At 44.5% G+C, this 26,277-nt stretch carries 26 protein-coding genes; 12 read left to right on the top strand and 14 right to left on the bottom strand.

Annotation, left to right across the window (positions count from 1 at the left end; translation table 11 throughout):
• Positions 1-111 precede the first annotated feature (111 nt).
• The 4 genes from lpoB to hinT form a co-directional block, all read right to left on the bottom strand.
• The gene (lpoB, locus tag BCT49_RS00485; protein ID WP_102433720.1) at positions 112-702 is read right to left on the bottom strand and encodes a penicillin-binding protein activator LpoB; all 591 of its coding nucleotides are present in this window, start codon (positions 700-702) and stop codon (positions 112-114) included.
• A 138-nt stretch (positions 703-840) separates the two neighbouring features.
• Complete coding sequence (locus BCT49_RS00490; protein WP_102433721.1) at positions 841-1,224, bottom strand: YcfL family protein; 384 nt, start codon at positions 1,222-1,224, stop codon at positions 841-843.
• Positions 1,224-2,615 carry a COG3014 family protein gene (locus BCT49_RS00495; protein WP_102433722.1) on the bottom strand — a complete coding sequence of 464 codons (1,392 nt, stop codon included), beginning with the start codon at positions 2,613-2,615 and terminating at the stop codon, positions 1,224-1,226. Before BCT49_RS00495 ends, BCT49_RS00490 begins: the two co-directional genes overlap by 1 nt.
• 525 nt (positions 2,616-3,140) lie before the next feature.
• Positions 3,141-3,491: a purine nucleoside phosphoramidase gene (gene hinT / locus BCT49_RS00505; protein ID WP_004736268.1), complete on the bottom strand. Its 351-nt coding sequence runs from the start codon at positions 3,489-3,491 to the stop codon at positions 3,141-3,143.
• 276 nt (positions 3,492-3,767) lie between these two features.
• Between hinT and BCT49_RS00510 the strand changes: the two genes are divergently transcribed.
• Positions 3,768-5,759 carry a methyl-accepting chemotaxis protein gene (locus BCT49_RS00510; RefSeq protein ID WP_102433723.1) on the top strand — a complete coding sequence of 664 codons (1,992 nt, stop codon included), beginning with the start codon at positions 3,768-3,770 and terminating at the stop codon, positions 5,757-5,759.
• A 198-nt stretch (positions 5,760-5,957) separates the two neighbouring features.
• Positions 5,958-7,124 carry a DUF1887 family protein gene (locus tag BCT49_RS00515; protein WP_102433724.1) on the top strand — a complete coding sequence of 389 codons (1,167 nt, stop codon included), beginning with the start codon at positions 5,958-5,960 and terminating at the stop codon, positions 7,122-7,124.
• A gap of 223 nt (positions 7,125-7,347) precedes the next feature.
• On the opposite strand, the gene udp is transcribed toward BCT49_RS00515, so the two are convergent.
• From udp to BCT49_RS00535, 4 genes are all read right to left on the bottom strand, one after another.
• Positions 7,348-8,106 carry a uridine phosphorylase gene (udp, locus tag BCT49_RS00520; RefSeq protein WP_004736272.1) on the bottom strand — a complete coding sequence of 253 codons (759 nt, stop codon included), beginning with the start codon at positions 8,104-8,106 and terminating at the stop codon, positions 7,348-7,350.
• Positions 8,107-8,389: 283 nt separating this feature from the next.
• A complete protein-coding gene (locus tag BCT49_RS00525) occupies positions 8,390-10,741 on the bottom strand; it encodes a zinc/cadmium/mercury/lead-transporting ATPase (RefSeq protein WP_102433725.1) in 2,352 nt (783 codons plus the stop codon).
• A gap of 168 nt (positions 10,742-10,909) precedes the next feature.
• On the bottom strand, positions 10,910-12,373 hold the full coding sequence (locus tag BCT49_RS00530; RefSeq protein ID WP_102433726.1) for an MATE family efflux transporter: 1,464 nt from the start codon (positions 12,371-12,373) through the stop codon (positions 10,910-10,912).
• Positions 12,374-12,570: 197 nt separating this feature from the next.
• Positions 12,571-12,987: a CBS domain-containing protein gene (locus BCT49_RS00535; RefSeq protein WP_017109961.1), complete on the bottom strand. Its 417-nt coding sequence runs from the start codon at positions 12,985-12,987 to the stop codon at positions 12,571-12,573.
• 301 nt (positions 12,988-13,288) lie between these two features.
• On the opposite strand from BCT49_RS00535, the gene BCT49_RS00540 reads away from it, so the two are divergent.
• A complete protein-coding gene (locus BCT49_RS00540; RefSeq protein ID WP_102433727.1) occupies positions 13,289-13,522 on the top strand; it encodes a hypothetical protein in 234 nt (77 codons plus the stop codon).
• A gap of 164 nt (positions 13,523-13,686) precedes the next feature.
• Positions 13,687-13,983: a hypothetical protein gene (locus BCT49_RS00545; protein WP_102433728.1), complete on the top strand. Its 297-nt coding sequence runs from the start codon at positions 13,687-13,689 to the stop codon at positions 13,981-13,983.
• Positions 13,984-14,090: 107 nt separating this feature from the next.
• On the opposite strand, the gene BCT49_RS00550 is transcribed toward BCT49_RS00545, so the two are convergent.
• Entirely contained in the window at positions 14,091-15,047 is a 957-nt protein-coding gene (locus tag BCT49_RS00550) for a glycosyl transferase family protein (protein WP_102433729.1), read from the bottom strand.
• A 271-nt stretch (positions 15,048-15,318) separates the two neighbouring features.
• On the opposite strand from BCT49_RS00550, the gene BCT49_RS00555 reads away from it, so the two are divergent.
• The 5 genes from BCT49_RS00555 to BCT49_RS00575 all read left to right on the top strand — a co-directional run bounded on the left by BCT49_RS00555 (position 15,319) and on the right by BCT49_RS00575 (position 19,209).
• Entirely contained in the window at positions 15,319-15,927 is a 609-nt protein-coding gene (locus tag BCT49_RS00555; protein ID WP_102433730.1) for a TetR/AcrR family transcriptional regulator, read from the top strand.
• 102 nt (positions 15,928-16,029) lie between these two features.
• The gene (locus BCT49_RS00560; RefSeq protein WP_102433731.1) at positions 16,030-16,362 is read left to right on the top strand and encodes a hypothetical protein; all 333 of its coding nucleotides are present in this window, start codon (positions 16,030-16,032) and stop codon (positions 16,360-16,362) included.
• Between the two features lie 87 nt (positions 16,363-16,449).
• Complete coding sequence (locus BCT49_RS00565; RefSeq protein WP_102433732.1) at positions 16,450-17,049, top strand: thiol:disulfide interchange protein DsbA/DsbL; 600 nt, start codon at positions 16,450-16,452, stop codon at positions 17,047-17,049.
• 224 nt (positions 17,050-17,273) lie between these two features.
• On the top strand, positions 17,274-17,768 hold the full coding sequence (locus BCT49_RS00570; RefSeq protein ID WP_102433733.1) for a peptidylprolyl isomerase: 495 nt from the start codon (positions 17,274-17,276) through the stop codon (positions 17,766-17,768).
• Positions 17,769-18,066: 298 nt separating this feature from the next.
• The gene (locus BCT49_RS00575; RefSeq protein WP_102433734.1) at positions 18,067-19,209 is read left to right on the top strand and encodes a BamA/TamA family outer membrane protein; all 1,143 of its coding nucleotides are present in this window, start codon (positions 18,067-18,069) and stop codon (positions 19,207-19,209) included.
• A 107-nt stretch (positions 19,210-19,316) separates the two neighbouring features.
• On the opposite strand, the gene BCT49_RS00580 is transcribed toward BCT49_RS00575, so the two are convergent.
• Positions 19,317-19,739 (bottom strand): c-type cytochrome, encoded by a 423-nt coding sequence (locus BCT49_RS00580; protein ID WP_102433735.1) that lies wholly within the window; start codon positions 19,737-19,739, stop codon positions 19,317-19,319.
• A gap of 150 nt (positions 19,740-19,889) precedes the next feature.
• On the opposite strand from BCT49_RS00580, the gene BCT49_RS00585 reads away from it, so the two are divergent.
• Positions 19,890-20,531, top strand: coding sequence for a cytochrome b/b6 domain-containing protein (locus BCT49_RS00585; RefSeq protein WP_102433736.1), 642 nt, complete (start codon positions 19,890-19,892; stop codon positions 20,529-20,531).
• Between the two features lie 17 nt (positions 20,532-20,548).
• Positions 20,549-20,977, top strand: coding sequence for a MarR family winged helix-turn-helix transcriptional regulator (locus BCT49_RS00590; protein WP_102433737.1), 429 nt, complete (start codon positions 20,549-20,551; stop codon positions 20,975-20,977).
• Between the two features lie 86 nt (positions 20,978-21,063).
• Here the strand turns inward: BCT49_RS00590 and BCT49_RS00595 are convergent, their stop codons facing one another.
• The 4 genes from BCT49_RS00595 to BCT49_RS00610 form a co-directional block, all read right to left on the bottom strand.
• Positions 21,064-21,930: a DMT family transporter gene (locus BCT49_RS00595; protein ID WP_102433738.1), complete on the bottom strand. Its 867-nt coding sequence runs from the start codon at positions 21,928-21,930 to the stop codon at positions 21,064-21,066.
• A 111-nt stretch (positions 21,931-22,041) separates the two neighbouring features.
• Positions 22,042-23,139 (bottom strand): alkene reductase, encoded by a 1,098-nt coding sequence (locus BCT49_RS00600; RefSeq protein WP_102433739.1) that lies wholly within the window; start codon positions 23,137-23,139, stop codon positions 22,042-22,044.
• A gap of 14 nt (positions 23,140-23,153) precedes the next feature.
• Complete coding sequence (gene gloA / locus BCT49_RS00605) at positions 23,154-23,531, bottom strand: lactoylglutathione lyase (RefSeq protein ID WP_048658258.1); 378 nt, start codon at positions 23,529-23,531, stop codon at positions 23,154-23,156.
• Positions 23,532-23,734: 203 nt separating this feature from the next.
• Complete coding sequence (locus BCT49_RS00610) at positions 23,735-24,670, bottom strand: LysR family transcriptional regulator (RefSeq protein ID WP_102433740.1); 936 nt, start codon at positions 24,668-24,670, stop codon at positions 23,735-23,737.
• Positions 24,671-25,080: 410 nt separating this feature from the next.
• On the opposite strand from BCT49_RS00610, the gene BCT49_RS00615 reads away from it, so the two are divergent.
• Positions 25,081-26,028: a hypothetical protein gene (locus tag BCT49_RS00615; RefSeq protein WP_102433741.1), complete on the top strand. Its 948-nt coding sequence runs from the start codon at positions 25,081-25,083 to the stop codon at positions 26,026-26,028.
• The last annotated feature ends 249 nt before the right edge of the window (positions 26,029-26,277 follow it).

The raw sequence follows: 26,277 nt of genomic DNA on the forward strand, positions 1-26,277 counted from the left end.
ACTGACCAAAAGCCAGTGTCTTTTATTAACAGCACATCATGTACTGCATTGGCGTGTGACCAAATCAAACGCTGTCTTTACCGGCTGCGTTTGGTTGGCAAGTAAGCGAGATTAAAGACCCAGTAGGCTCTTCGATTGTTGCTTACGGATTTCAGTCTCGTCAGCCCATTCAATCAAGCCAGACTCAAGATCCATTAGACGCATTGTCATTTTGTAGTATACGTCTTCATCGCTACCGTCTTTCTTAACGATGCTTGATAGGTTGCCGTACAGCATGTACTGAGCACCAACCATTTTACCGAACTGGATTGCTGAGCTTTGGTTTACAAGCTCATCGTTGTTTTGGAAGTTCAGTTGGTCACGAACAGACTCTACACGGTCCATATCAACGAAACGGAACTTACCAGAGTTCAGCATTTTAGTACTGATAGTGTCTGTGATTGACTCAGTATCGATGTGCTCACTGGTTTTGTTCTTAATGCGTTCTACGAATACGATTGGACGCTGCTCACGTGTGATGTAAGAAACAGAACCAGAAGCCATCATGCTATCGACCATTTCGCCAGCAATCGTTTGAAGATCTGTTGAACCGAAATCGATTGTTGTGGTTTCTACTGCTTGTGCATCACCGTAGCTTACCTTGTTTGAACAACCGCCTAAAATAACCGCTAAACCTAGTAGCGTAATGACACTCTTTTTCATTTTGTTTCCTCAACTTATCACTGAGCGGGGTTACCCTCACTCTTAAATTCTTATATTAGCGAATCAATGAATCCGCTTTCTGTAGCCCGAATCGATATTAACTCGAGCTCACTTTAACTATGTCTATTCTCGTAGAGCTTACTGCTCTCGGAACTGAACTCGGAACTGAGTTGCTTTCGGGTTTACCGACACTTCCGACAACGAAATACTTTCAAAGCCACGAACAATCGCTTGCTTCCAAGGGCCTTGCTTTAAGTTGACCTCAAGCCCAGCATCGTCGTACCAGTAGAAACGATAAAGGATATGTTGATCGCCTTTATAGTTACTGTTTAAACGCACAATACCTCTTGTGTGACCATCAATTTGATCAGTGCGGATATCATCAACCACAAGTCGACTGCCTAGCACGTTGTCACCAAAGAATACGTTTTGAGTTAGGCTATCAACCCTTACGCCTGCTGTGTTATCAGCACAACCAGCCAGAGCGATGACCGCTGCTACGCTCACTAACCACTTTTTCATTACAGCCTCCCTAGCTGTTTATGCCACATTGTTGCGTTATTGCCTTGTCGAGAAATCCAAACCAAGGTGGTCTGCCCTTCTCTAATATCAAAGTCATACGTTCTAGCACCCGCTTCTAACGTATATTGACCGCTATTTGCTACAAACGTGCTGCTCTTGATCTCTGCGGGTAAAGATTGCCAGCTGCGCGTGTCTGGTTGTTCCGTAAAGGTATTCCAAACATTGAACAGAATGTTACCGACATCGTTGCCTTGGGTCGCTTCTTTACGAATGCGATCTTTCGCGACGACACGCAGTGCTTGGCGAATAACAATACTCGTCATGCGCTCAGATAAATCGTTTTGAGCCATTGCGTTTACATCCGTGATCAAGTGTTCTTGTAACGGTTGTCCACTGATTCGTAAGGCAGAAAAACGCTCTACGTTTTGGCTCGGATAATATGGCAGCGCCAGAGAATATATTGCCCCTTGATCGCGACTGTCATAAATAGGTAAATCTAAACGCCAGCTGTCCATGGCTTGAACCGCGCTCTGCTCTTGCAGCACAATCACACGGCCTTGACCGCTGCCAATCTTAGACGATTGTTTGTAGCGTTTTTCAAGTGTCGCTAAATCTTGTCGCATTCCTAAACGAGCGGCTGTTGCCATGGTTCTATCAATAATTTCTTGGTTCTCTGGCATCACGGCCAAAGCACGTCGATAATCTACATAGGCGCTGTTTAAGTCATTTGATGCTTCATAAAGCAGACCCGATAAAAACATCAGATACGCGTTCTGTACTGACTGCAGCTTTTTACCCGCGTCGGGGTAATTCGCAAGGATACTACCCACATTGGCAGACAAACCCTGCTTCTTCGCATCGTTGGCTGCACTTTCTAATTCAGCTTCACGTTGCTTCTTCGCTTGTTCTTGAACTTGGTTGGCGCGACGCATTTCGATCACCGCACCTTCTAAATCGTTCTTCTTGAGATAATTTAAACCGAGATAGAGATGAAGAAAGCCTAACTCGTAATCAGGCGGTACATACTCGGTAATATTATCATTCACAGCCAACGCACCCACACTGGTTGCACTGTCTGAAATAGAAATCACGGCTTTGTTTTGTTGATCTTTTACTGCCTGATCAGCCAATTCAAACGAAGACTTACTCTCAGGGTATTTTTGATCCAGCAGATTAATTCTGCCTCTTTCAAAGTTATCAAGGATATCGCCCGCTGCGTAATCTGGTAACTCTTGTTGAGCCTCTGAATAATCCCCAGATTTCACTGCTTGATAGATATCTTTGTTTTGCGCGCTGTAATGACTGAACAGGCTACCTGCAGACATACTCGCACAACCCGCGGTCAACGCCGATAATAGGGCAATGGAAGCGAATCTTAACTGTTGCTTCACTTATCGTCTCCGTGCATGTTTAAAATGCCAACTTTGTTAGGGTCTGCTGACCTTTCGTGGTTAAATTTTGTTCGAGATAGAATCGTTTTAGGCGCGGCAAGGAGTATATAGCCTAGTCATTCTAAGTTAATACTTCTTAACAAAGCATAAAACGATTCTAGCCGAACCCTTCGGGCAGTCTTTGTGGTTCATTTCTACTGCGTTATCAGCTTCTCATGTAGACTAGCTACACTTCAAAGCCTCTGCCTTGTAGAAATTTCCCACAAAGTGCTGCAAAAATCAGCTCGAAAGATCAACAGACCCTAGTCTCATTATCAAAACGAAACCTGTTGTTAAAAGGATCTCAGGCAAGTTGTTACCTGCTTAATTTAGCTCTGCCTAGGTGATGCCGATATTCAGACAACAGATAAAACTTAAAGTTGGCATACAAACAACAAATTTTCCAACTGGCTGTTTATGTTAGTTAACCCATTCACTTGTATTAACGAGCTCATTAACTTTTTCGTTAGCGCATTAGCCTTTTAATTAGCTCATTAAAAGAGGGCCAAGCGGACGACCACCCACTAAATGCATGTGAATATGGTAAACCTCTTGGCCACCGTGAGAATTACAGTTCACGATAAGACGGTAACCATCTTCTGCGATGCCTTCTTCTTTTGCTAACTTACGAGCAACAGTAAACATGCGTCCCATCATTGCTTCATCTTCCACTTCAACATCGTTGGTTGTAGGAATAAGCTTGTTTGGGATGATTAGGATATGGCTAGGAGCGCGAGGGTTAATATCACGGAATGCCGTTACTAAGTCGTCTTGGTATAGCAGATCTGCTGGGATTTCTTTATTGATGATCTTACTAAAAATGGTTTCTTCAGCCATGTTTCTCTCCGATAAAACATTGAATTTTTAATGCTTTGAGTATGCGCTATGCCGCATCAAACCACAATAAATCTGCTCTAAAGCATAATAAAAAACACCGTTCAAATCAAAGAAAACGAGTCTTAGCTCTCAAGAATGGCATATTGGTTATAACTGAGCGTTATTTTTGACGTGTGCGTCATAAAATGCGTAAGCGGAGCTCAATAGAATGCTGACAATTTTGTTAGTTTTACTTTGACCTGACATTAGGTCTGCATTTTTATTAGGGAGAAAGCCATGAAGGGATCTGTGATCAAGCGTATGTACGCTGGTTTCGCACTGATCATCATCATGTTCGCAGTCACGATAACCATCATGATGAACAGCATGAATCAGATACACAGCAATTTTGAGAGTGTCTCAGAAACCTCATTGCCGCTTGTTGCGCTTTCAAATCAAACAAGTGTCCAATTGCTCTCTGCTGATAAGTCATTCAAAGACTTCTTAACCACACAAAACGCTGAACGTATGGCTGCAATGCGTTCAACATTTGCCGAATCACAAGACGCTTTCTCTGAAGTATTAGGAAGATTAGAAGCCGCGAGTGAAGACAACATCACTCTCGTTGAGCGTGTTACTCAGTTAAGAGCCATGGAAGAGCGCTACTTTACTGAAGCCGCAGAAGCGATGACCAACTATGTGGCAATGTTCGAAGCACAAGAGCAAGTACAAAAAGCATCGCGTGATTTTCAGCGCTTACATTCTGAATTAACAGTTGGAATGAAAGAGTACGTTGCCGACCAAAAAAGCATCTCTGTAAAAGTAATGGCGAAAAGCTACTTCATCAAACTGCAAGACGCTGAGGTTATCACTTCAGATGCGCTAGCAAGCTCTGATGTGGCATTCGTGCAAAAAGCCGTGAACCAAAACAAGAAGGCCGTGACTCACCTAAATTACGCATACCGTGGTTTAGCGACACAACTGCCTGCGCTTAAAAATGTCTTCGATGAATCGGTTCAGAAATTCACCAAAGACGTAGGCCAGAAAGGCGGCGTACTAGATAAACACAACAACTACCTGCAAGCGAAACAAGCGCTGTACGTCAACATCGCAAACCTAGCCGTTGAAGTTGACCAAGCAATGGCGGTATTGGATTCATTCAATGTGACTGCTGAAGAGCAACTCAACGCATCTTTAGCTGACGCGAGTAGCATCTACGACAAAGGCCTATTCAACGCAATTGCGATTGGTATTGTTGTTACCGTATTTGCAGCCGCGATTGGTTACCACATTGCACACAGTGTAAGAGAGCCATTAACTCGTATTCTAGGCACATTAGAAGGCCTGACTGAAGGCGATATGACTCAGCGTATCGATATTCGTTATGACAACGAATTCAGCCGTGTGAGCCGTCACATCAACACCTTGGCCGACAATCTACGCAATATTCTGGTGAAGCTGAATGACGCTTCCGATGACTTAACGAAGACTGCAAGCGTAAACCAAAAAACCTCTACAGAAACACAGGCTCAACTGAACAGCCAACGCGAACAAACGGCAACCGTCGCGACTGCGATGACAGAGATGTCTCATTCAGTACAAGAAGTGGCAAACAGTGCGCAAAGCTCTTTAACCATGGTTCAACAAGTGGAATCGGCTTCTGAATCTGGTCGTCAAATCATGAACACCAACATCAGCACCATTAACCAACTTGAGGTTCGCTTGACCGAATCTGTAGGTGCGGTAGGTGAGCTGCAACAGATGAGTAGCCAGATTGGTTCTATTCTCGATGTTATCCGCGGGATTGCCGAGCAAACCAACCTACTCGCTCTGAATGCAGCGATCGAAGCGGCGCGTGCCGGTGAACAAGGTCGTGGTTTTGCCGTTGTTGCCGATGAAGTTCGAGTGCTTGCACAGAAGACGACACAGTCAACGTCTGAAATCGAGACCATGATCAGTAATCTGCAATCAAGCTCGAAAACGGCAAGCAACGTGATTGAAAGTTGTATGAGCGACATGGACATGTCGGTTCAACAAGCTTCAAGCGCAAACAGTGCCATGGAAGAAATCCAAGCATTGATTCTAGAGATCAGCCATATGAGTACACACATCTCTCAAGCAGCCGCTGAGCAGAGTGAAACTTCTGGCGATATCGCGCGCAACATCGAAGACATCAACCACATTGCAGATGCAAGTTATCAAGCAATGTCATCGATTGCAGAAGCGAGCCAAAACCTAACGATTCTGGCAAATCAGCAAGGTGATTTGGTTCATCAATTCAAGCTATAGGTAGCTGAGAAATTGATAGATATTTAGTGAAAATATTGGGACTTATTACCCAATAGTGGTAACTATTTGAACAAGGGCAACTTTTATCAAGGGTTGCCCTTGTTTTTTATGATCTTTGTCATTATATGATTATTAAGGCTTGCTGCTTCCCGTTTTTTTCTTTCACCTTTATGAGCGAGCCGCTATTAAGGAATTTATATGGCTGTTCATGTTGGCATTATCGATCAAGACCCCATTCGCTTGATCACCCCACTACTCGATAACCGAACGATCAGCACTCATATCGTGTTTATCGGCGACAAGAATCAAGTCAGTATGTACCAACGCTTAGACAGCGTTTTACAGAAGCGCGACATTACCAGTGAGTTTTTCGAGATTCCAACCCTCGTAAATACATCTGCGATTAAAGCCTCTATCCAAAACCTTGCCGAAGACCTCAAAGCTCGTGGAGAAGAAGTGAAACTCAACGCGAGTTGTGGCCTTCGTCACCGCCTACTTTCTGTGTACGAAGTGTTCCGCACTTACCACTGGCCAATCTTTGTGGTTGAACCGAACAGTGACAAGCTGTGCTGGTTATACCCAAGTGGTAAAGAAGACGCACAAGTACAAGACCGTATTACCATCGACGACTACCTAACGGTGTTTGGTGCTCGTGGTGAATTCAGCGATGTACAGCTGTCTCCGCAACTTGACCAGAAACTGTATGAACTGGGTGAACGTTGGGCAAGTAACGCATTAGAGTTAGGTCCAGGCCTCGCAACATTGAACTACCTTGCAACAACCTGCCGTAAAGAACAGAAGCTCGATGTCGGCTTGTCTGAAAAACAACAAGGCTACCGTGAACTCAACATGCTACTGAGTGATTTAGTAGAAGCGAAGATTGCCACTTATGACAATGGTATTTTGACGTTTGCCAATGAAGATGCACGACGTTTCTCAAACGGTGAATGGCTAGAGACTCTGGTTCACAGCACAGTTAAACAAATCCAAGATGACATGCCGACCATCCAAGACCGTTCTTTGAATGTTCAAGTTTACCGCCAATTAGGTGAGCGTGAGGTTCGTAATGAGCTTGATGTTGCTTCTGTCGTGAACAATAAGCTGCACATCATCGAATGTAAGACCAAAGGCATGCGTGATGATGGTGATGACACCTTGTACAAGCTGGAATCGCTGAGAGACCTATTAGGCGGCCTACAAGCACGTGCCATGCTAGTGAGCTTCCGCCCTCTTCGTCATAATGACATCACACGAGCAGAAGACCTTGGCCTTGCGTTGATTGGTCCTGACGAATTGAAAGATCTGAAAACACATCTAACGGCATGGTTTACCGCAGCCGGTGGTGATGAAGATTTAGAGTGCTAAAAACCAATAGACTCTTGAGAGCTCAACGCTCTTAAGTAAATTTAAAAAGGCGAATGACGATTAAGTCACTCGCCTTTTTTGTTCTCCGCCTATTCGTCTGTTTCGCTCTATTTTCATCTTTCAACTATCTATGCTTTTAATTTCTTTACCCCATAAAAAATGGCCGCATCATTCGATGCGGCCATTTTTAAATCTTGGAAACAGACTTAATGCATTTTAAAACTTAAAGCATTTTACGAGCAGCTTCTACAACCACTTTGATTGAACGAGCTTCTGTTACTTTTAGCGTTTCGTGATCAGGCGTCTCTTTTTGAGTACGGTTGATGATTACACCAGCAACACAACCTGCTTTCAGACCAGAACTTGCACACATTGTTAGTAGTGTTGCAGATTCCATCTCGAAGTTTAGAACGCCCATGTCTTGCCATTCTTGCATAGAACCTTGGAAACGCTTAACAACGCGACCAGAGAACGTGTCGTAACGCTCTTGACCTGGGTAGAACGTATCGCTTGATGCCGTTACGCCCATGTGAACTGTTGCACCTGATTCGTCAACTGCCGCTTTCATTGCTGTTGCTACTTCGAAGTCAGCAACTGCTGGGAACTCCATTGGAGCAAAGTGCAGGCTAGCGCCGTCTAGACGAACAGAACCTGTAGAAACGATCATGTCACCCACGTTTACGTGTGGTTGGATAGCACCAGTAGTACCAACACGAAGGAAAGTGCGAACACCCAGTTGAGCTAGCTCTTCTACAGCGATAGACGTTGATGGACCACCGATACCTGTTGAACATACAACAACTGGCTTGCCGTCTAGTTCTGCGCGGTAAAGTGTATATTCACGATGGCTAGCAAGAAATACTGGATTCTCCATCTCTTCTGCAATTTTTTGTACACGAGCAGGATCACCAGGGATGATCGCAAGAGTAGCACCGTTAAGATCTGCTTCAGTAACACCTAAATGGAAAACAGCTTGAGACATAGTTCGCTCCTTTTGGCTTATTGGGCTTTTTACCCTTATTTAAGCTCATAGTAAATTCGTGGGGTACGAACACACTCTAACCAAGCTCATTACAAAATGAAGTGACACGCGTCACACCAATGATCGCAACAAGATTTCAAGTTTCACGAAAAACCGATTGGCATCACAAAAATAAGCAATCCATACGCCTACGTTGCATACTAATGAGACAAAAAACGCCTTTAGCTTATTAAGGCTAAAGGCGTTTATTGGCATCAAAATACTGGATATTAGCTAGAAGTGCTTAATCCGCTTTAGATTTGAATCGAAGCAATCGCAATGCATTCAATGTGACCAATGCCGTCGCACCACTATCGGCTAATACCGCAACCCACAAACCGGTAATACCCAATAAGCTTGTCACCAAGAATACGCCTTTCAAACCGAGCGCCAGAGCAACGTTTTGACGGATGTTATTCATGGTCGCTTGCGACAGCTCAATCATCGCTGGTAGTTCAGTCAGGCGGTTATGGGTCAGTGCTGAGTCAGCCGTTTCCAAAGCCACATCGGTTCCCCCACCCATCGCGATACCCACATTAGCGGTTTTCATCGCCGGCGCATCATTGATGCCGTCACCGACCATCGCAACATGTGACTGTTGAGATAACTCTTCAACATAGGTCACCTTGTCACTTGGCAGTAGGCTCGCTTTGTATTGCATACCAATCTTGCTACTGATCGCGGCTGCACTGCGCGGGTTGTCACCCGTCAGCATAATAGATTGAATGCCCAGATCGTTAAGTCGTTCAATCGCAACTTTCGCATCACTACGCAAGGTATCTTGCCAAGCAATCAGACCAATCACGTTAGTTGCTGGCTCTTGAAGCTCTTCTTGATGCTTAACCTCTAGAGCAAGAACAACCGTCTTACCTTCGCCTTCAAGGGCTTCAACTTGTGCCACTACTTCAGAAGCGAGGTCGAACGTGACTTTAGACGGTGCGAGAACTTGGTATTTAACACCATCAACATCGCCTTCAACACCACTGCCGATCAACGCCTTCTTATTCTGAGATTCTGGAATCTCAATGTTCAGCTCTTTGACCTTGGCAACCAGTGACTGCGCCAATGGATGAGTAGAACCCACTTCAATTGCACCGACTACGCGTAGCATTGCGTCTTGCTGCCAATCAGATAAAGGTTGGATATCGGTAACCTGAGGTTTACCCTCCGTCAATGTGCCCGTTTTATCAAAAGCGATGGTTTGAATTTTACCAAGCTGCTCCAGTGCCGCTCCGCCTTTAATCAGCGCACCACGTTTCGCAGCTGCTGCCAAACCAGAGGTAATCGCTGCTGGCGTAGAGATAACCAATGCACAAGGACAAGCAATCAACAATAGCGCTAAACCACGATAGACCCACGTTTCCCATGGCTGTGCGAACAGCAATGGTGGTGTGATGATCACCAGAAGCGCGACAACCATCATCAATGGTGTGTACCAACGGCTGAATTTATCTAGGAAGCGCTCTAATGGTGCCTTGCGAGATTCGGCTTCTTCTATCAGGTGTAGAATACGGTCAATCGCATTCTCGCCCTGCTTTGAAGTAATCGTAATACGCACGACTTTATCAACCACCACGGCACCAGCCATGATGTTGTGACCTTCGATGTGTTCAACTGGGATAGATTCGCCCGTTAAAGCACTTTCATCAAAGCTTGCAGCATCGGTGATTAGCTGGCCATCAGCAGGCAGACGAGACCCTGCCGCAACTTCGATGACATCGCCAGGAACAAGATCGCTAACTTCGACTTCGACACGTTCGCCGTTAGTAATCTTGGTCGCATTCTCAGGGACGAGTGCCATTAAGGCTTGAACACCACTTCTTGCTCTTGATGAGGCAAAAGCTTCTAAGCGTTCACCGATCAAGAACAACAATAAAACCATCGCGGCTTCTGCGGTTTCACCAAGATATAAAGCGCCAAGAGCTGCGACACTCATTAGTGTTTCGATTGCAAAAGGTGTCCCTGAACGGGCAAGTTGAACCGCTTTTTTAGCAACAGGATAAAGCCCAAGTAAACAGGTAACGACGAATAAACCTTCGCTCAGTTGAGGCTGTGAACTTTTAAGTAAGGCGGCGATCAGCATAGAGACTGCAATCGCTATAATTTGCCAATTAGGTTGGATGTGAGCTTGCCAAAAGGTCTCTGGTTGTTGTTTTTGTTTCTTGGAACCCACTTCCGTCAATGGGAAACCCGTTTTGATAGAGACTTGTTCGATGGTTTCAGCAAGGTTTTCACTATCGAATTTAACAACAAGCTTTTCGGTAGCGAATAAAACTTTAGCTTCAATAACACCTTCGATGTTACTGACCGCTTTTTCTATTTTTCGAGCACAAGCTGGACAGTCCATTCCAGAGACCAGCCAACTTTTGGAAAATTGGGCGTTAAGAGACTCAGTTAAGGGTAGCCGGTCTTCTTCTCCACTGTCTGAACCACAACAATCATCTGCTGATGCAGAAGCCGTCGTAGAACTGCAGCATGATGAAGACGTGCCTGCGGCGGTAATGCTGGTAATTTTAGGACTAGAACAGGTCGCCCCAGTCGCTTGCGGTTGAACGTCCACTTTTGTTGAGCGGCACGCTGCATGTTTTGCGCACATAATGTATCTCCTTAATACTCAAAAAGCCTTAAGGTTGTTGCCAGTAGAATGAGCAACCAAACCTTAAGTTCCTTAAAAGTATAAACCTTGGAGGTAACTCCAAGGTCAAGAAGAAGTTTTCAATCTCTTCGATTTTTTATCGAAAGCCATTGATGTTCTTACATGGTGTTACTGCGGCTTCAGCTCAGTACCCTCTTCTCTATTCGCTGATACATCATCAATCAGAACCGCATCATGTGAACAGAAAGGTTGAGTGTTCAAGCTGACAATCGATACATCGTCTTCAACTGGGTCGATTTGAGATCCCGCCATCAGTTCAGCAACATGATAACGCAGTACCAAAATACCAAGCAGACCAAATACGACGTTACCCAGCGCTTGTCCATACAATACGCCCAGAGCACCATACCACTGCGATCCTAAATAAACAAAAGGCAGAGTCCCTAATGTCGCTTTTCCTAAGTTCAACGCCGTTGAATACAGTGGTTTACCTAAGTTATTAAACGACGTATTCGCGACAAAGAGTGCACCATTGAATGTGAAGGTCAAAGCAACATAGGTACAGAAAGCCGCGACAATAATCGCCGCATCTCCTTGTAGGCTAAAACCTTGAATGATGTAGTCTTGAACCAAGTACAAAAGAATACAGACCGCGATGGTATAAACCGTGGTCACCAACAATGAGTTATTCAGCGTCTCCTTCACTCTGTCTACTCGATCAGCACCAAAGTTCTGCCCGATGATTGGACCAACAGCGCCAGAAAGCGCAAATATCACCGCGAAACACACAGGGGTCAGACGGCCAATCACCGCGAAACCAGCAACGAAATCTTCGCCATATTGCGCGATACCTGTGGTGACAATCGCATTGCCAATCGGCGTAGCGGTATTAGTAATAATGGCAGGAATAGCAATCGCAAGAATAGGACGAATGTTAAGACGCCACTGCACCATCGAGGGCGGAGCCACCAGTTGATGGCTGCGTATCAACGGATACAGTGAGAAAAAGAGAACCGAGAAACGCGCAATAACAGAAGCAATCGCGGCCCCTTCAATGTTCCAGCCAAAACCAAAAATGAAGAGAGGGTCTAAGATTGCGTTAACAATACCACCAGACAAAGTTGCCCACATCGAACGCTTGGCATCCCCTGCAGCTCTTAACCCTGCACCCGCAGCCATGGCCAACGCTAACAGTGGCCCACTCGGCAACAAGATTTGCAGATAGGCCTGAGCACGTTCAGCAGCCACACCTTTGGCTCCAATCGCGGCCAATAATTCAGGGATGTGTGCAAACATAATCGCGGTAACGGTTGAGCTAATCACAAATGCAGTCAGCATTATACTGGTGCTTAAGTTTCGGGCTTGGTCTCTATTTTTTGAGCCAATCGCTTTAGAAACCAAGGCTCCCATTGCAATCGAGGTACCAATCGACACTGAGGTAGAGAAGAAAGTTAAGGTACCTGCAAAGCCCACTGCCGCCGCCAATTCGACCTGACCGAGCATACTGATGAACAGCATGTCGAGTAAATCGACGACAAACAACGCCATCAAACCGACAGAGCCAGCTCCCGACATCACCAATATGTGGCGCATCGTTGAACCTTCTACAAACTTTGCAGTTTGATTTGACATGAAACCTCCAAAAGCTGAAACACCACACACTAAAGCTCAATAGGCTTGGGATAGACAAATGCCGATCTACAAAAACAGATCTATAAAAGCTTACCTACAAAACCTGATCTGCCCAGAAAAGCTCTACACAGAAAAAAGGCGCTAGTGCGCCTTTTGTCAATTGTTGGTGTTGAGAAAAATAATCGTTCTTATCACTACTATACAGGATGTTTGAAACATTCATCCAAGTTCTTGCCGATTGCTCTTAAAACATCGGTTCGAGTGATGATCCCAACCAGCTTTCTATTATCGATAACCGGGTAAGCTTTTGGTTTACCTACTTGCATCATGTCAGCCAACTCAATAATGGATAGCTCAGGTGATACGGACAGTACCTCTTGGTACATGCAGTCACCTACAATGTGTGTGTCCTGACAAAAGTAGCTCACTTTAACTAGCTTCTCTAGTAGATCCTGCTCAGATAAAAAACCAATCACTTGTTCTGTTTCATCGATAACAGGGCCACCCATATGATGACTCTTCATCACTCGATCTAACGCTAGGCTTAACGGCATATCAGGAGTGAATGTCACAACCTGCTGCGTCATGTAATCTTTCACTTTTATTGAATGCATTGTGTTCTCCCTAAATACTTTCCGATAGTTCTTTTCTATCTCGTTAACTTAATTGTTGTCTAAAATCTTGATTTTACTAAATGGATTTCAACAATTTTATTGATAGGTAAAACCTTACAAGCCCCTAAAACGAGACGGTAAAAGGCTCGAGCGTGTTTTTATGAATCAAAAAAAAGAAAAAAAGAGCCCTTACAAAGCCTTACTTATTCTTTCTTAACCTTACTTAAGCGCACTAGCCTGAATGAACCAATCCTGTAACCTGCACCAAATAAATAATTTAAAAGTTACAATTGGACCTTTTATGCAACACAACAAGAGCATGTACGCGTACATCTATTCAGGAAAAGACGGAACCGAGAACACATTGGTTGCAACCATCAATAATGAAGAGAAACCACTGATCTCTTGTTGCGCTGATGAGATAAAACGAATGTCTAGCTTGGCTATTGATCTGGCCTCAAAACACAACTTGAAAGTGAAGCTGGTCAAATACCAAAGAGAACAAGAGATCGACTTCGGGTTATTCGTTAAATAGCCGACTTATCACTCATGCCACCGTCGATAAGGTTGCGGAGTATTGTCAATGACACATGAATACCGTATTTTATGAGCAGTTATTGAGTGGTAACCTAAGTAACGCCGAGTAGCCAAGGTTACCGACTTTGGTTACCCGCTTTACTCTTATCCAAACGGCCCATTATGACTTCGCTTCGTTCATCTCAAACTTATCTCGCTCACAATCTATCTAAGCTAAAAAGCTACTTTGGCGATCTATTGGATTTCCAGTCCCGCATCTGGGTAATACACATCTTTGAAGACTCCATTACCGATCAGTCATTTGTGATCAATGAAGATGGCTTCAACGAGCCGTTAGAATGGATGAAGAAACGCCACTACCAGCCTTCGATGTTAGAACGTGTAGAGAAGATGAAGATTTCACAAGTTATTGAATTGAAATTTGAAGACAAAATGCATCGACTGATGCGAGTAAAATAGCGTTTATTACTTACCCACGAGTAGAAGCAGCAAGACACAAAAAAGGCCAGCATTCGCTGACCTTCTCTAAATAACTCTCCGAACCGCTATACACTTATGACCAAGTGCTAGCGAGCACAATACGCATCCCAAAGGCGGATGGCTTTTGTGTAGGCTTCGGTTTTATCGTGCGTTTCAGCGAAAATAATCGCCGTCATGCTGTCGACAACAGTGTTTGCCATCAATTCCATCTCATCTTCCGGCGTACCTAGAACACACTCACTCGGCAATGAAATATCAGAGTTCATCATCTCTTCCCAATAGAAGGATTCAACCTTATCAGGAGAACTCATCCACACCGTTTGGCTAACCTTAGGGTTGTATTCCGACTCACCGTTCATGCCTTTGAATGAAATTACCGAGTGGGATTTATTGCCAATCACATACTCAACTTCTGCATGAAGTTGTGGGAAACCAGGGTGAAAACTGCCGCGTAAACCTAAACGACCGCCACCAGGGTTTAATGCACGAACCACGGTGTTGATTGGAGTACGTAGACCATAGCGGTGCTTCCAACCGATCATGGTTTGAGCTTCAGGTGCGAAATTCGCCAAAGGTAAATAAGCAATACCATCCGCTTCTAGTATCTGTTTTGCATCTTGTGGATCTTCAGCACGACGAACACCCACTAATTCCAAGTGAGTCTCTGCGTGTGTGCGACCGCTTGGCTTATCCATATAGCCATGCATCAATACCTTGTAGCCATTGTCAGCTAAGATTTTTGCCGCCAGCAAATTCCAAGGCTTACCACTCGCGGTATCATTACGCTTACCGGCGTAGCAAGGCCAATCAATATCCGCACCCAAATCAGGCACGCGAGATTGGAAAGCTTTTACAAAGCCTGCGATCTCTTCATTGGTTTCATTTTGCACACGAATTAACATCAGTAGCATAGCCATTTGGTCGTCTCCGACCTCTCCGCTTAAATACTCATCCATGATGCGATAGGCTTGTTCGAACGATAAAGGCTTACGCCCTCTTTCCCCTCGTCCAACAGTACGAATACACTCTAAAATACTACTCATTGACTGTTAATTCTCTTCCGTCGATAACAATAAAAATTCAATCCTTCTTCGATTCTATGACACCCATAGCGCGTTGAAAAGCGATTCAATCACTCTCATAGCTATCCACCCTACTCTCACAACTATCCATTTCCCTTATCCGAGCTAATAGTTAACGCAACCGTTAAGGTAACGGAATTCGAAAAGGAAACTCACTGGTGTTCTAAAAGTAAACTTCGTGGTGTAAAATTGGCGTAAGCAATGCTAACCGCACATATTGAGTAGTATCCAGATGACTGTAAAAAAAACACTGAGCCAAAGAAAACGCGAATCTATCGTGGCCGCTGCCATCGCAGAGTTTACCGAGCATGGCTACAAAGCCACCAGCATGGATAAGATCTCTAGCCGAGCAGAAGTTTCTAAGCGCACGGTTTACAATCATTTCGCCAGTAAAGAGCTATTGCTAGATGAGATTCTCGACAGTATTTGGAGCAAAACGCTCGCGGCGACCCATTTCCCTTATCAAGCGGAACAACCACTTGCTGAACAACTCGCATCGATTGCCAATCAAGAACTTGAGCTTTTAGAATCAGAAGGCTTTATCGACTTATCTCGTGTGCTGTTTTCGGAATACTTCCACAATGCAGAACTGGCAAGTCAGGCAATGGAGAAATATTCTCAAGCTGAAAGTGGCCTGACTATCTGGATAAAAGCCGCATTAGCGGATGGTCGCTTAGTGGAACTCGACCCATTGTTTGCCTCGACTCAGTTTATTGCTCTGCTCAAGTCGTTTGCCTTTTGGCCACAGATCATTGGTCATGCGCCCTCACCCGATGCACAACATAAACAAGTAATCATCAGCTCCAGTGTCGAGATGTTCCTGAAACAGTATCAAGCGTAATAAAAGTTGAGCTCGACTAAGTTTTGTTGGGTTTGATTAGAGATGCACAAACGAGTGAGGTATGATTCGCCTGCTTTACTCGTTCACCAAGACTAAGAATTCATGCCAAAGTTGATCAGCAAAATTTGGGTACACGCTTTCATGCTATTCGCTATGTTAATAGCCACCATTAGTGTGGATAGCATCGCGAGTAACAATGTTGCGCTGGCCTCTCAAAATCTATCAACGTCCGTAAGCACCTCAGCACCTTATTCAACAGCACAACCCAACATTGAACATCATTGTTGTGGTTCAGTCTGCTTGTTAAAAATGCCACCACTCATCGTTTCTGAGACATTCAACACTCAAATCGAGTCGTTGGCTTTAATCGAAAAAGAGCCCTCACACAAAGCGATCATGTCGCCTAAAGCGCCTTACCGCCCTCCTATTTCTTAATCGTTTGTCCTTTTTGGCACAACCTGCCACCACAAAAAACGGCGTTATCGCTGTACACAATGACATCCGAATTTAGGAAATTACCCAATGAAAAAGCTATTTAGCCTATTTGCAGCTCTGATCATGAGCGCATCTATTAATGCCGCTCAATTTGAAGAAGGCACTCACTATAAGATCCTTGATGTAGCAAAAGCCGACAAGCCCGTCGTGACTGAGTTTTTCTCGTTTTACTGCCCGCACTGTTACAAGTTTGAAGGGGTAATCAAGTACCTTAAACAAGACCTGCCAAAATCTGCAGAATTCCAAAAAGTACACGTTGCCTTTATGGGTAACGACATGGCAGTGCCTATGGCGAAAGCCTACGCCACCATGGTTGCGTTGGGTGCAGAAGAAAGCATGATTCCGGCAATGTTTGCTCAAATCCACGAGATGAGACAAACACCAAAAGATGAATCAGAACTGCGCCAAGTGTTCATCAATAATGGCATTGATGCGAAGAAGTTCGATGCGGCTTACAACGGCTTTGCTGTGAATTCAATGCAAAAACGTTTTGATAAAGAGTTTGATGCGAGCACATTAACAGGGGTACCTGGCGTACTGGTTAACAACAAGTACATCGTGAAACCAGAAAAAATCACCAGCTATGAAGAGTACAACCAGCTGGTGAACTACCTTCTAACGCTTTAATCAAAAACGATAGATTTTAAAACCTCAAAAGCCAGCGACCTGTTCGCTGGCTTTCTTGTCTGTATGTGTGAAGTGAGCTTGAGAATGAATGTTTGAAGATCACTCAGATCACCCTTGAATACACGTCAGAATCACAGTTCACTGGCATCCGCTGTTATTTCTCATATACTGCAACCATATTTGGTCATTCACGACTCAGCAGTACTTCAACATTAGGTAACTTTATGATTACTCTTACCACTAACTTTGGCGACATCGAGATCGAACTCAACCTTGAAAAAGCGCCAGTAAGTTCAAAAAACTTCCTTAAATACTGCCAAGAAGGCTTCTATGAAGGCACCACGTTTCACCGCGTGATTGAAGGCTTTATGATTCAAGGTGGTGGACACACCATCGACATGACAGAGAAACCAACACACTCACCTATCGTCAATGAAGCAAACCGTGGATTAAAGAACGTGATTGGCTCTGTGGCAATGGCTCGCACTGACGCACCGCACTCAGCAACAGCCCAATTCTTTATCAACCTTGACGACAATGATTTTCTTGATCATACCGCGACCAGCAACGCAGGTTGGGGCTACGCAGTGTTTGGTAAAGTATCGGCAGGCATGGACGTGGTTAACAAGATTGCTGTCGCTCCAACGACCACTCGCTGGGGACATGAAGATGTGCCATGCGAAGATATCGTGATTTCGAAAGTCACCATTAACGACTAAAAGTTACTATTAACGACTAAATGGTCTGGCTGACGACTGAGCTTTATCGCTAACGGTTTAACTATAGATCTAGCGACTAAGCCGCCACAATCGGCCACCAAGAAACAACCTCAAATGGTGAGTTCCCCTCTCACCATTTTTAATGTCCATGTTATCAATTGCACTTATTTTTGTACGGTATATTTCCAATACCTACCATTCACCTGCTATTAATCAGTATTCGTGACGTGTTATTATCGCCGCTCGCCGACTATGAAAGTTGAATGCGATTCACTATACATTGGACGTAACACCATACATGACTCGACACTCTTTTTTGACAACAGCCTTTCTTTCGACTGTTGCCAGTTTCTCCAGTTCAGCTTTTGAAGTTGATACGCGAGAGTCACAAGAACCTGAACTGAATGACCAATTTCGTGTCATTGCTATCCCCTTCTACGATCCAAGTGTCGATACTGGGATTTCGGTTGTTCCTATCTACAACTTTTACGCAGATGGTGAAACCAAGAACGCATCAACCTTATCGGCAACCCTGACTTATACCCAGAACGACAGCTACTACATAAAAGGTAATGCTGACCTTTTATTAAACGGTGATTCCTTGCGGTTCACTGGTGAAATGGGCTTCTCTAGCACCAACATCACACTGGTTGATCTTGTCGATACCAACCATCAAGAATACGCTTTCGATGGTGATTTTTATTTTAAGGTCTACGACAACATTTATCTGGGCACTGGGTTAAATTACTCTACCGCTCGCTATCTAGGGGATACGCCTCGCGATGATCTTTTGCTTAAACTCACAGGGTTTAATGAAGAGTATGAAGCGGACATGGGAGCAAAGCTTTCATTCTTATGGGACGAAAGAGAGCATTACTACTATCCGTATCACGGCTTTTTATTTGAGCTGACTTATGAAGATCATGGCGCTTGGTTAGGCAATGATGAAGATGCGACCTACTCTTCGTTGTTTTCTGACTACCGTTTTTTCTACAGCTTGACGCACAATGACAATCACATCATTGCAAGCCGATGGGTGACTCGATACCTACTCGATGCAGAAAATGCACCAAGCAGCGCATACAGTACTTATGGTCGACAAGGGCGAAACGTTCAACGAGGTTTTGTCGCAGGGGATCACATTGCCTCGCACATGACCAACCTTGAGATGGAATACCGCTACTCTATTTCTGGCTCATCAATTAACTTCTTGAACAACGTAGCCGTCGTTGGTTTAACTGGTGTGGGCAAGGTGTTTGGTGAAAGGCTCAACCCGAAAGACCCTTATCACAGCTTCGACGAAGGTGAGCTGTTATCTATGGTTGGCCTCGGATTACGTTATCGACTATTGCGCCAAGAACGTATCAACGTGCGCATGGATTTCACCTACAACAACGAAGATGAAGTGCTGGCGTATTTTAGTTTGGGTGAAAACATATAATTTAAGCGAACTTCAGCTAAGCCCTAGCTTATTTGTTATTTTCAGCATCAAGCCTGTCGCGATTCGATTCGCACAGGCTTTATTGTTTTTAGGAGCGTCAAAATGACTTACCAACGCGAACGATAAGTACGATGACACGCTCGGCATGTGTTGTTGGCAGCATCTAACCCACGCTCAGCCTTGCTAAGGTCCTGTTCAATACTCGCTTGCTGTAACTCTGTAAAACCTTGGTTCATCTGTAGCATCAGTTGGTTGAATTTCTCAGGCTTACTCCACACAGCTTCTGTTGCCTTACCGCCCATGTCACTCACAGCAAAACTGTTACTCAGTACGATTCCGTGCTCAACCAAACTCTGGCTTAACTCCTCAACCTTCTTCCAATCTGCATTTCGGTTTCCTAATTCTGAAGACACTTGTTTATTGAGCTTTTCAATTGAGCTAAAAGCCTGCTGGCGATTGTTCACGGCTTCAGTTGCAGCAACAGCCATCACTGGCACGGAGATAAGTAAAGCGATAGTCAGTTTTTTCATAGTGTCATTCCTGTTCATTGGTCGGTTGGTTTGTTGATCTTTCAATCGTAATCGATGAGATGCATTTAATTTACACAACAACAGTTGCATACGCAACTATTGTTGTGTAAATTAATATCACTTTGAAAATGACAAGCAGGAAACTGAACAATGAAAATCTGGGATCTACCGACTCGACTCTATCACTGGCTGCAAGCAGCTCTGTTTATTGGCCTTGCCGTATCTGGCTTTAGTGGCAATGGCCCACACATTTATTTAGGGTTAGCACTGTTTAGTTTGATTCTGTGGCGCTTGGTCTGGGGAATGATTGGCAGTGATACCAGCCGTTTTTCGCAATTTGTTAGTTCTCCTCGCTCTGCTTGGCAGTACTTACGAGGCCGAGTTCAACCTAAGCCGGGACACAATCCTCTAGGTGCTTGGATGGTTGTAGGCATGATCACTACGTTGTTCGTGCAATGCATAACTGGCCTCGCAATTGCGGGGTTCTTCGACACATTGCCGTATTCAGAAGTCATCATCACAGACGATGTCTTTGACCTATTCGCCACGCTTCATGCCATTGCCGCACGTATGTTAATCGCTTTTGTCGTGCTGCATTTATTGGCTATCTTGACCTACAAACTGCGCTCAAAGCCTTTGGTTCTCGCTATGATCACAGGCAAACAAAATCAATCGTTATCTACCGCTCATTTCGGAAATGGCACTCAATTGGCTTTTTCATCAAATAGAAAAGCGTTGTTGGTGCTAATTGCGTCGGTATTAGTTACGATGGCAATAGTTGTTATGTCATAAAAATTAGGGACTAACGAATGCCAGAAGAGTTTGATAGACAGAATAGTTTTGGATGGATGATCAATGTGATCGCCAACAAAGCGACCAAAGATTTCGACCTTGAGTTAAAGAAACACGGCTTAACCATCGCATTGTGGCCAACCTTGATGTGTTTATGGGAAGAAGAAGGGGTTACCCAGCGTGATATTGCCGCGAAGTCTAAAGTAGAAAACTCAACAACAACACGAACATTAGATAAGTTGGAAAAGCTTGAACTGGTAGAACGTAGAGCCGACCCACACAGCCGCCGCTCTTTTAGAATCTACCTAACAGAGAAAGGTAAAGCACTTGAAGAAGTGTTAATACCCATCCCAGTTAGGTTAAATGAAGAACTGATGGCAACGCTTGATGCACAAGAGCAACAACAGATGATCGGCTTACTTAAGAAAATGGTCGCCGCTGTCTAGCTCGATAGCTCGATAGCTCGATAGCTCGCGCTGAAGAAAGCACTTAGAAACTAGACATCAATAGACCCTCGCCCTAAACGAGGGTTTTATTTTCTTCGCGACCATTTGATGTAGCAAAACAGTGAACCGATAATCAAGGCTCCACCCAACAATTTCTGCATTTCGACCGTTTCTCCCAACATGCTGACACTAAGTAATAGTGTCCATACTGGCTCTAGAATCATGATAAGCGCCGCTACTTCCATGTTCACGGAGTGCTGCCCTACCGTTTGCAATAAGTAACGAATAGAAGTTGCGATAACAGCAGACACGATAAACCAAAAGATGAGCGTTTTGGTGATTTCAAACTCCGGTTGAGCGGTCATAGACGCAAACGCCATCCCACTGATACCGACCACAAAAAGCTGTACGCAAATCGAAGCAATTGGCTTGATGTTAGTAATAACACGCTTGTTCATCACAAAGTGGACAGAGAGCAACATTGAAGCCAATAGGAAGTAGATCTGACTTTGTTCAACGTGCCAACCGTTGGTGAGAGTAAGCAGCAACATACCCATGATCGCGATAGGAAATGATTTCCAAAATGCACGATTAGGCTTAACTCGAAACAGAATCCAAGAGACAAATGGCGCGATGATCATAGCCAAGCTCATGATGAATGCACCTTCAGACAAGCTTTCAGTTACCGATACGGCAAACACCCAAACCTGCAATGAGGCAGACAACAATAGACCAACGCCACAAAGCGACAGGATCTGCTTAAGAGATAGCTTGCGAATATGATGAATACAGAATGGCAGTAAAATCAGGCTCGCCACGAAAAATCGCACACCAATGAACACTGGCCCAGGCATTTCCATGACCACCAACTTAGAGGCAATCCACCCAACACCCGCCAGCAAAGTGGCACACAAGAGGTAAAGCTCGCCACGCATCGCTTTTACGTTCATCATTTTTATTCGATCCAATAACAAAAAAAGCAACCTGACTCTGCAAGGTTGCTTTTTATAAACTCTTAACAGGATCAAGATACTATCTCAATACTCTGCTTCAGGCAGCAGTTTTTAGCCTGCGTATTCAGGGTAATCAGTTAAGCCTTTTTCAGCACCACCAAACAAGGTGTTTGGATCGTGCGGAGCCAGCGGAAAACCATTTTGAATACGAGCGGGTAAATCAGGGTTCGCAACGAATGGACGACCAAAGCCAACCATGTCTGTTACGCCTTCAGCAACCGCTTGCTCGCCACGTTCGCTATCGTATTTACCTGCATAAATCAGAACACCTTTGAACGCTTCACGAACGGCAGCTTTGAATGCTTTTGGCGTTTCAGGCGCGTCATCCCAGTCTACTTCTGCGATGTGCAGGTAAACGATCTTGTACAGATTTAGGAATGCTGCCGCTGCTGTGTAAGTTTCTACAGGCGTCGCATCAACCGTGCCATTTAGCGAAGTAAACGGAGCAAGACGAACACCAACACGCTCAGCGCCAATCGCCTCAACCATAGCTTCAACCACTTCACCTAAGAAACGTAAGCGGTTTTCAGTTGAACCGCCGTATTCATCGGTACGGTTGTTTGCTTCAGAGTCAATGAACTGGTTAATCAGGTAGCCATTTGCTGCGTGAAGTTCAATGCCATCAAAGCCTGCTTCGATTGCATTAAGCGCCGCTTGGCGATATTGCTCAACCACTCCTTTGATGTCTTCTTTGGTCATTTCACGAGGTTCAACCACATCAACAAAGCCCGGCTCATCAGTGCCATTATCGATGAAGACTTTTACGTTTTCCGCTTTCATCGCAGAAGACGAGATTGGCTGTTCACCGCCGATGTTATCTGGGTGTGTTACACGGCCTACATGCCAAAGTTGAGCGAAAATAACGCCCTCTTTTTCATGCACTGCATCGGTTACTTTTTTCCAACCCGCGATTTGCTCTTCAGAGTAGATACCCGGTGTCCAAGCGTAGCCTTGACCCAATGGTGAAATCTGAGTGCCTTCTGCCACAATCAAACCCGCAGAAGCGCGTTGAGCGTAGTAAGCCGCCATCATTTCGTTTGCAGAATTACCAGGTTGCGTTGCACGAGAACGAGTCATCGGAGGCATAACAATACGGTTTTTTAGTTCGATGTTACCAAGTTGAATTGGTTGAAATAGGGCGTTTGTCATTGTCATTTCCTCGATTAACCTAGTTGAATCAGTTCGATTTGGTAGCCGTCTGGGTCAGTGATAAAAGCGATGTGTGTTGAACCGCCTTTTACTGGACCCGCTTCGCGAGTCACATTGCCACCCAGCGATTTAATCTTGTCACACGCCGCGTAAATGTCTTCCACACCCAATGCTAAATGGCCAAAAGCGTTACCCATTTCGTATTCGTTGGTATCCCAGTTATGAGTCAGTTCGATGGTTGTGCCGCCTTGCTCGTAACCAACAAAAACTAAGGTGTAGCGGTAATCGTTATTGTCATGGCGCTCAAGCTCTTTCATACCCAATACCTTGGTGTAGAACTCAATAGACTTATCTAGATCAGCAACTCGAATCATTGTGTGTAGGAATTTCATATTTCACCCTTTTTAGCCCAGCAACGTGGGCCGATATAATCGTGAGTGGAGGTTATCCACTTCTTTCTTAGGGTTAATATACGGACTGACAGCAAATAAATGAAATTATCAAAAATTCTCATTGTGATAATTTTTTGTTATGAGGAATTTAATACAGATGATTTGCTATGGGTGGTATTGACAAGCGAAAGGCAGGGGTGCAATCAGAAAGCGGAACGCCAACTGTTGAGCGTCTTAGACATGTCATTCGTGGTATTGATAACCTGCTCTCTGAACCACTTATGGGCCGGATCGTTATTCTGCTTTTTCAACCAGATAAGGTAATGAGAGATCGGTTGGTAATCGAAAGGTGGTTTGAATAACTGTAAATCAAAACGATCCTTAAACTGAATCGCCAATGACAGCGGCGCAACCGTGATGTAATCAGACTGACTGCACAGCAGTAAGTTATTGAACAAAGAACTGCCGTGAATCACAATCTTACGTCGAGATAAGTCTAATGAGGTGTAGTGGCTCAAGCTTCTCACTTGGCGACGTGTCCTAGCCAAAACCGCATGTTGCTCACTCAAATACTGCGCTTCGGTGATCTCGCCTTTGATTCTCGGGTGTCCATTTCGGCAAACAATCACAAACTCACTGTCATAGAGCTTTTCGCTAACCGTACTTGGATGCTCAGGCAACACAATGTCGATCATCACATCAAACTTTTGAGTCAGGAGATCTTCGTGAACTTGATCATCAGTATCCGGTTGATCATAGACCTCTAGGGAGAGTCCTTGGTTAGGCAACTGAGAAAACCGGTTGAGCAACAGCCACTGCAAATGTTCAGGAACCGAAGCCACAAACCTGCGCTCTGTGGAGGCTTCATCAAACAGTGTCATGCCTTGAAACACGCCGTTAAGCTCTTGGATCGGTGTTTTAACTTGTTCATACAAACTTTGAGAATAGGCAGTAGGCACCACTCCTCTTCCCTTACGAACAAATAACTCTTGCCCTATCTCTGCCTTCAAACGTGCCAGTGCCGTACTAATGGTCGACTGATTGGTGCCAAGATGATCAGCGGCTTTACTCAAACTGCCTTGCTCCATCACCGCACAAAATACAGCTAATAAGTTAAAGTTCGGAATGTCATTACTCATGATTCTGTACTCATTAGGCGATAGATTTAATTATCTTATCGTAAAACCGATAGAATGAAACAACCGACGCCCATCGAGAAACAAAACTGAGAAGGAAACAGCATGCGGTACAGTGAAGGTCTTCCATTTGATGAGTAAAATACCACTTAAACACCTCGCGGATATCGTGGTCAACCGTATGACCAGCATGCATGGCCAACGCTCATAACTAATGCCAATATCGTATATTGAGACAATTCTTAAATCGCTTTTACTCACCGTCAGATTTTTACGACATTTAACTACCAATTCAACGTAACATCGCTCAAATTGTCTCACTTATCATGACACTGTGTCCCCGTACGGTTTATATACATTCCCATTTTGAACTCTACAATAGCGGGATATTAAAACGACCCACGGTATAAAAAATGAAAAACAATAAAATACTCCCGCTACTTCTTAGCTGCGCGGCAGTGGCTTACTCAGGTTCGGCTCTTGCTGAAGCCGAAAAACTATCTGTTACAGAAAAGCTGCCCGTTAAAGAAAAACTCTCCGTTGAAGAAGCCGCAAAGAAATCGGCAAACCCAGTATCGGATGTGTGGATGCTGATCACTCAAAATGACTACACCTTCCTAGAGAAAGAAGATGGCCACCATGAGATGCAGAACCGCTTCAGCTTTCAACCAGTAATGCCTGTTCCTATTATGGATGGTGAATGGAACTTGGTGAACAGAATCGTCGCTAACCATTACAGTGCACCAGGTGATCGCGAAGACGGTGACTTCTTTGAAGGTCGTACAAACGGGATGGGCGATACAGTTTTCCTATCTCTTGCAGCTCCAAACCGTGACGATGGCTTTATCTGGGGTGTGGGTCCAACCATGATTGCACCAACCGGTACTGATGGCTTAACTCAAGATAAATGGCAAGTAGGCCCTGCAGCTCTAGTGGCAAGGTTAGGTAAAGAAACTGGACAGCCAATGAACATTGATAGTTGGAACGTCGGCATTCTTGCTCAGCAATGGTGGGATGTGGGTGGCAGCGACAGCGTAACCGAATCAACCAACCAAGCGGATATCCAATACTTCTTAAACTATCGAGTGAGCAACACCGCATTGATCGGCATGACACCGAACATTCAAATCGATTGGGAAAAAGACGGCTCAGACCGATTCACGGTGCCAGTTGGCCTTGGTTACATCGACATGTTTAAAGTTGGCCCAATGCCTGTCCGTTGGGGTATTGAACTTCAATACTACGTAATGAAACCAGATGCGAATGTTGGCGCAACGAACCCATCAGAATACGTTCCCTACTCGCCAGATTGGAATCTAAAGTTCTTTGTTGCTCCAGTTACGCTTAACCCGTTCAAATAACACCCCTGACGCTGGTCAAATTTTTTCATATTTTTTGGCCAGTCTTCCTGATGATTTTTTACTCACTTCTATGATCCAAGCCAATTTAATCAACAAAATTTACCTCCTTAGTTTGAGCCTATTCAAATAAACGTGTCTATTCATGCAATCCCCCACCCATCTATCGTAATTACGATAATTCAAAATCGGATTCTCCGGTAGATACCACCTATAACACTTTCTATCATTCGGCCAACAAATCAATTCTTA

Source organism: Vibrio lentus, assembly GCF_002875945.1.
Classification (GTDB): Bacteria; Pseudomonadota; Gammaproteobacteria; order Enterobacterales; family Vibrionaceae; genus Vibrio; species Vibrio apostichopi.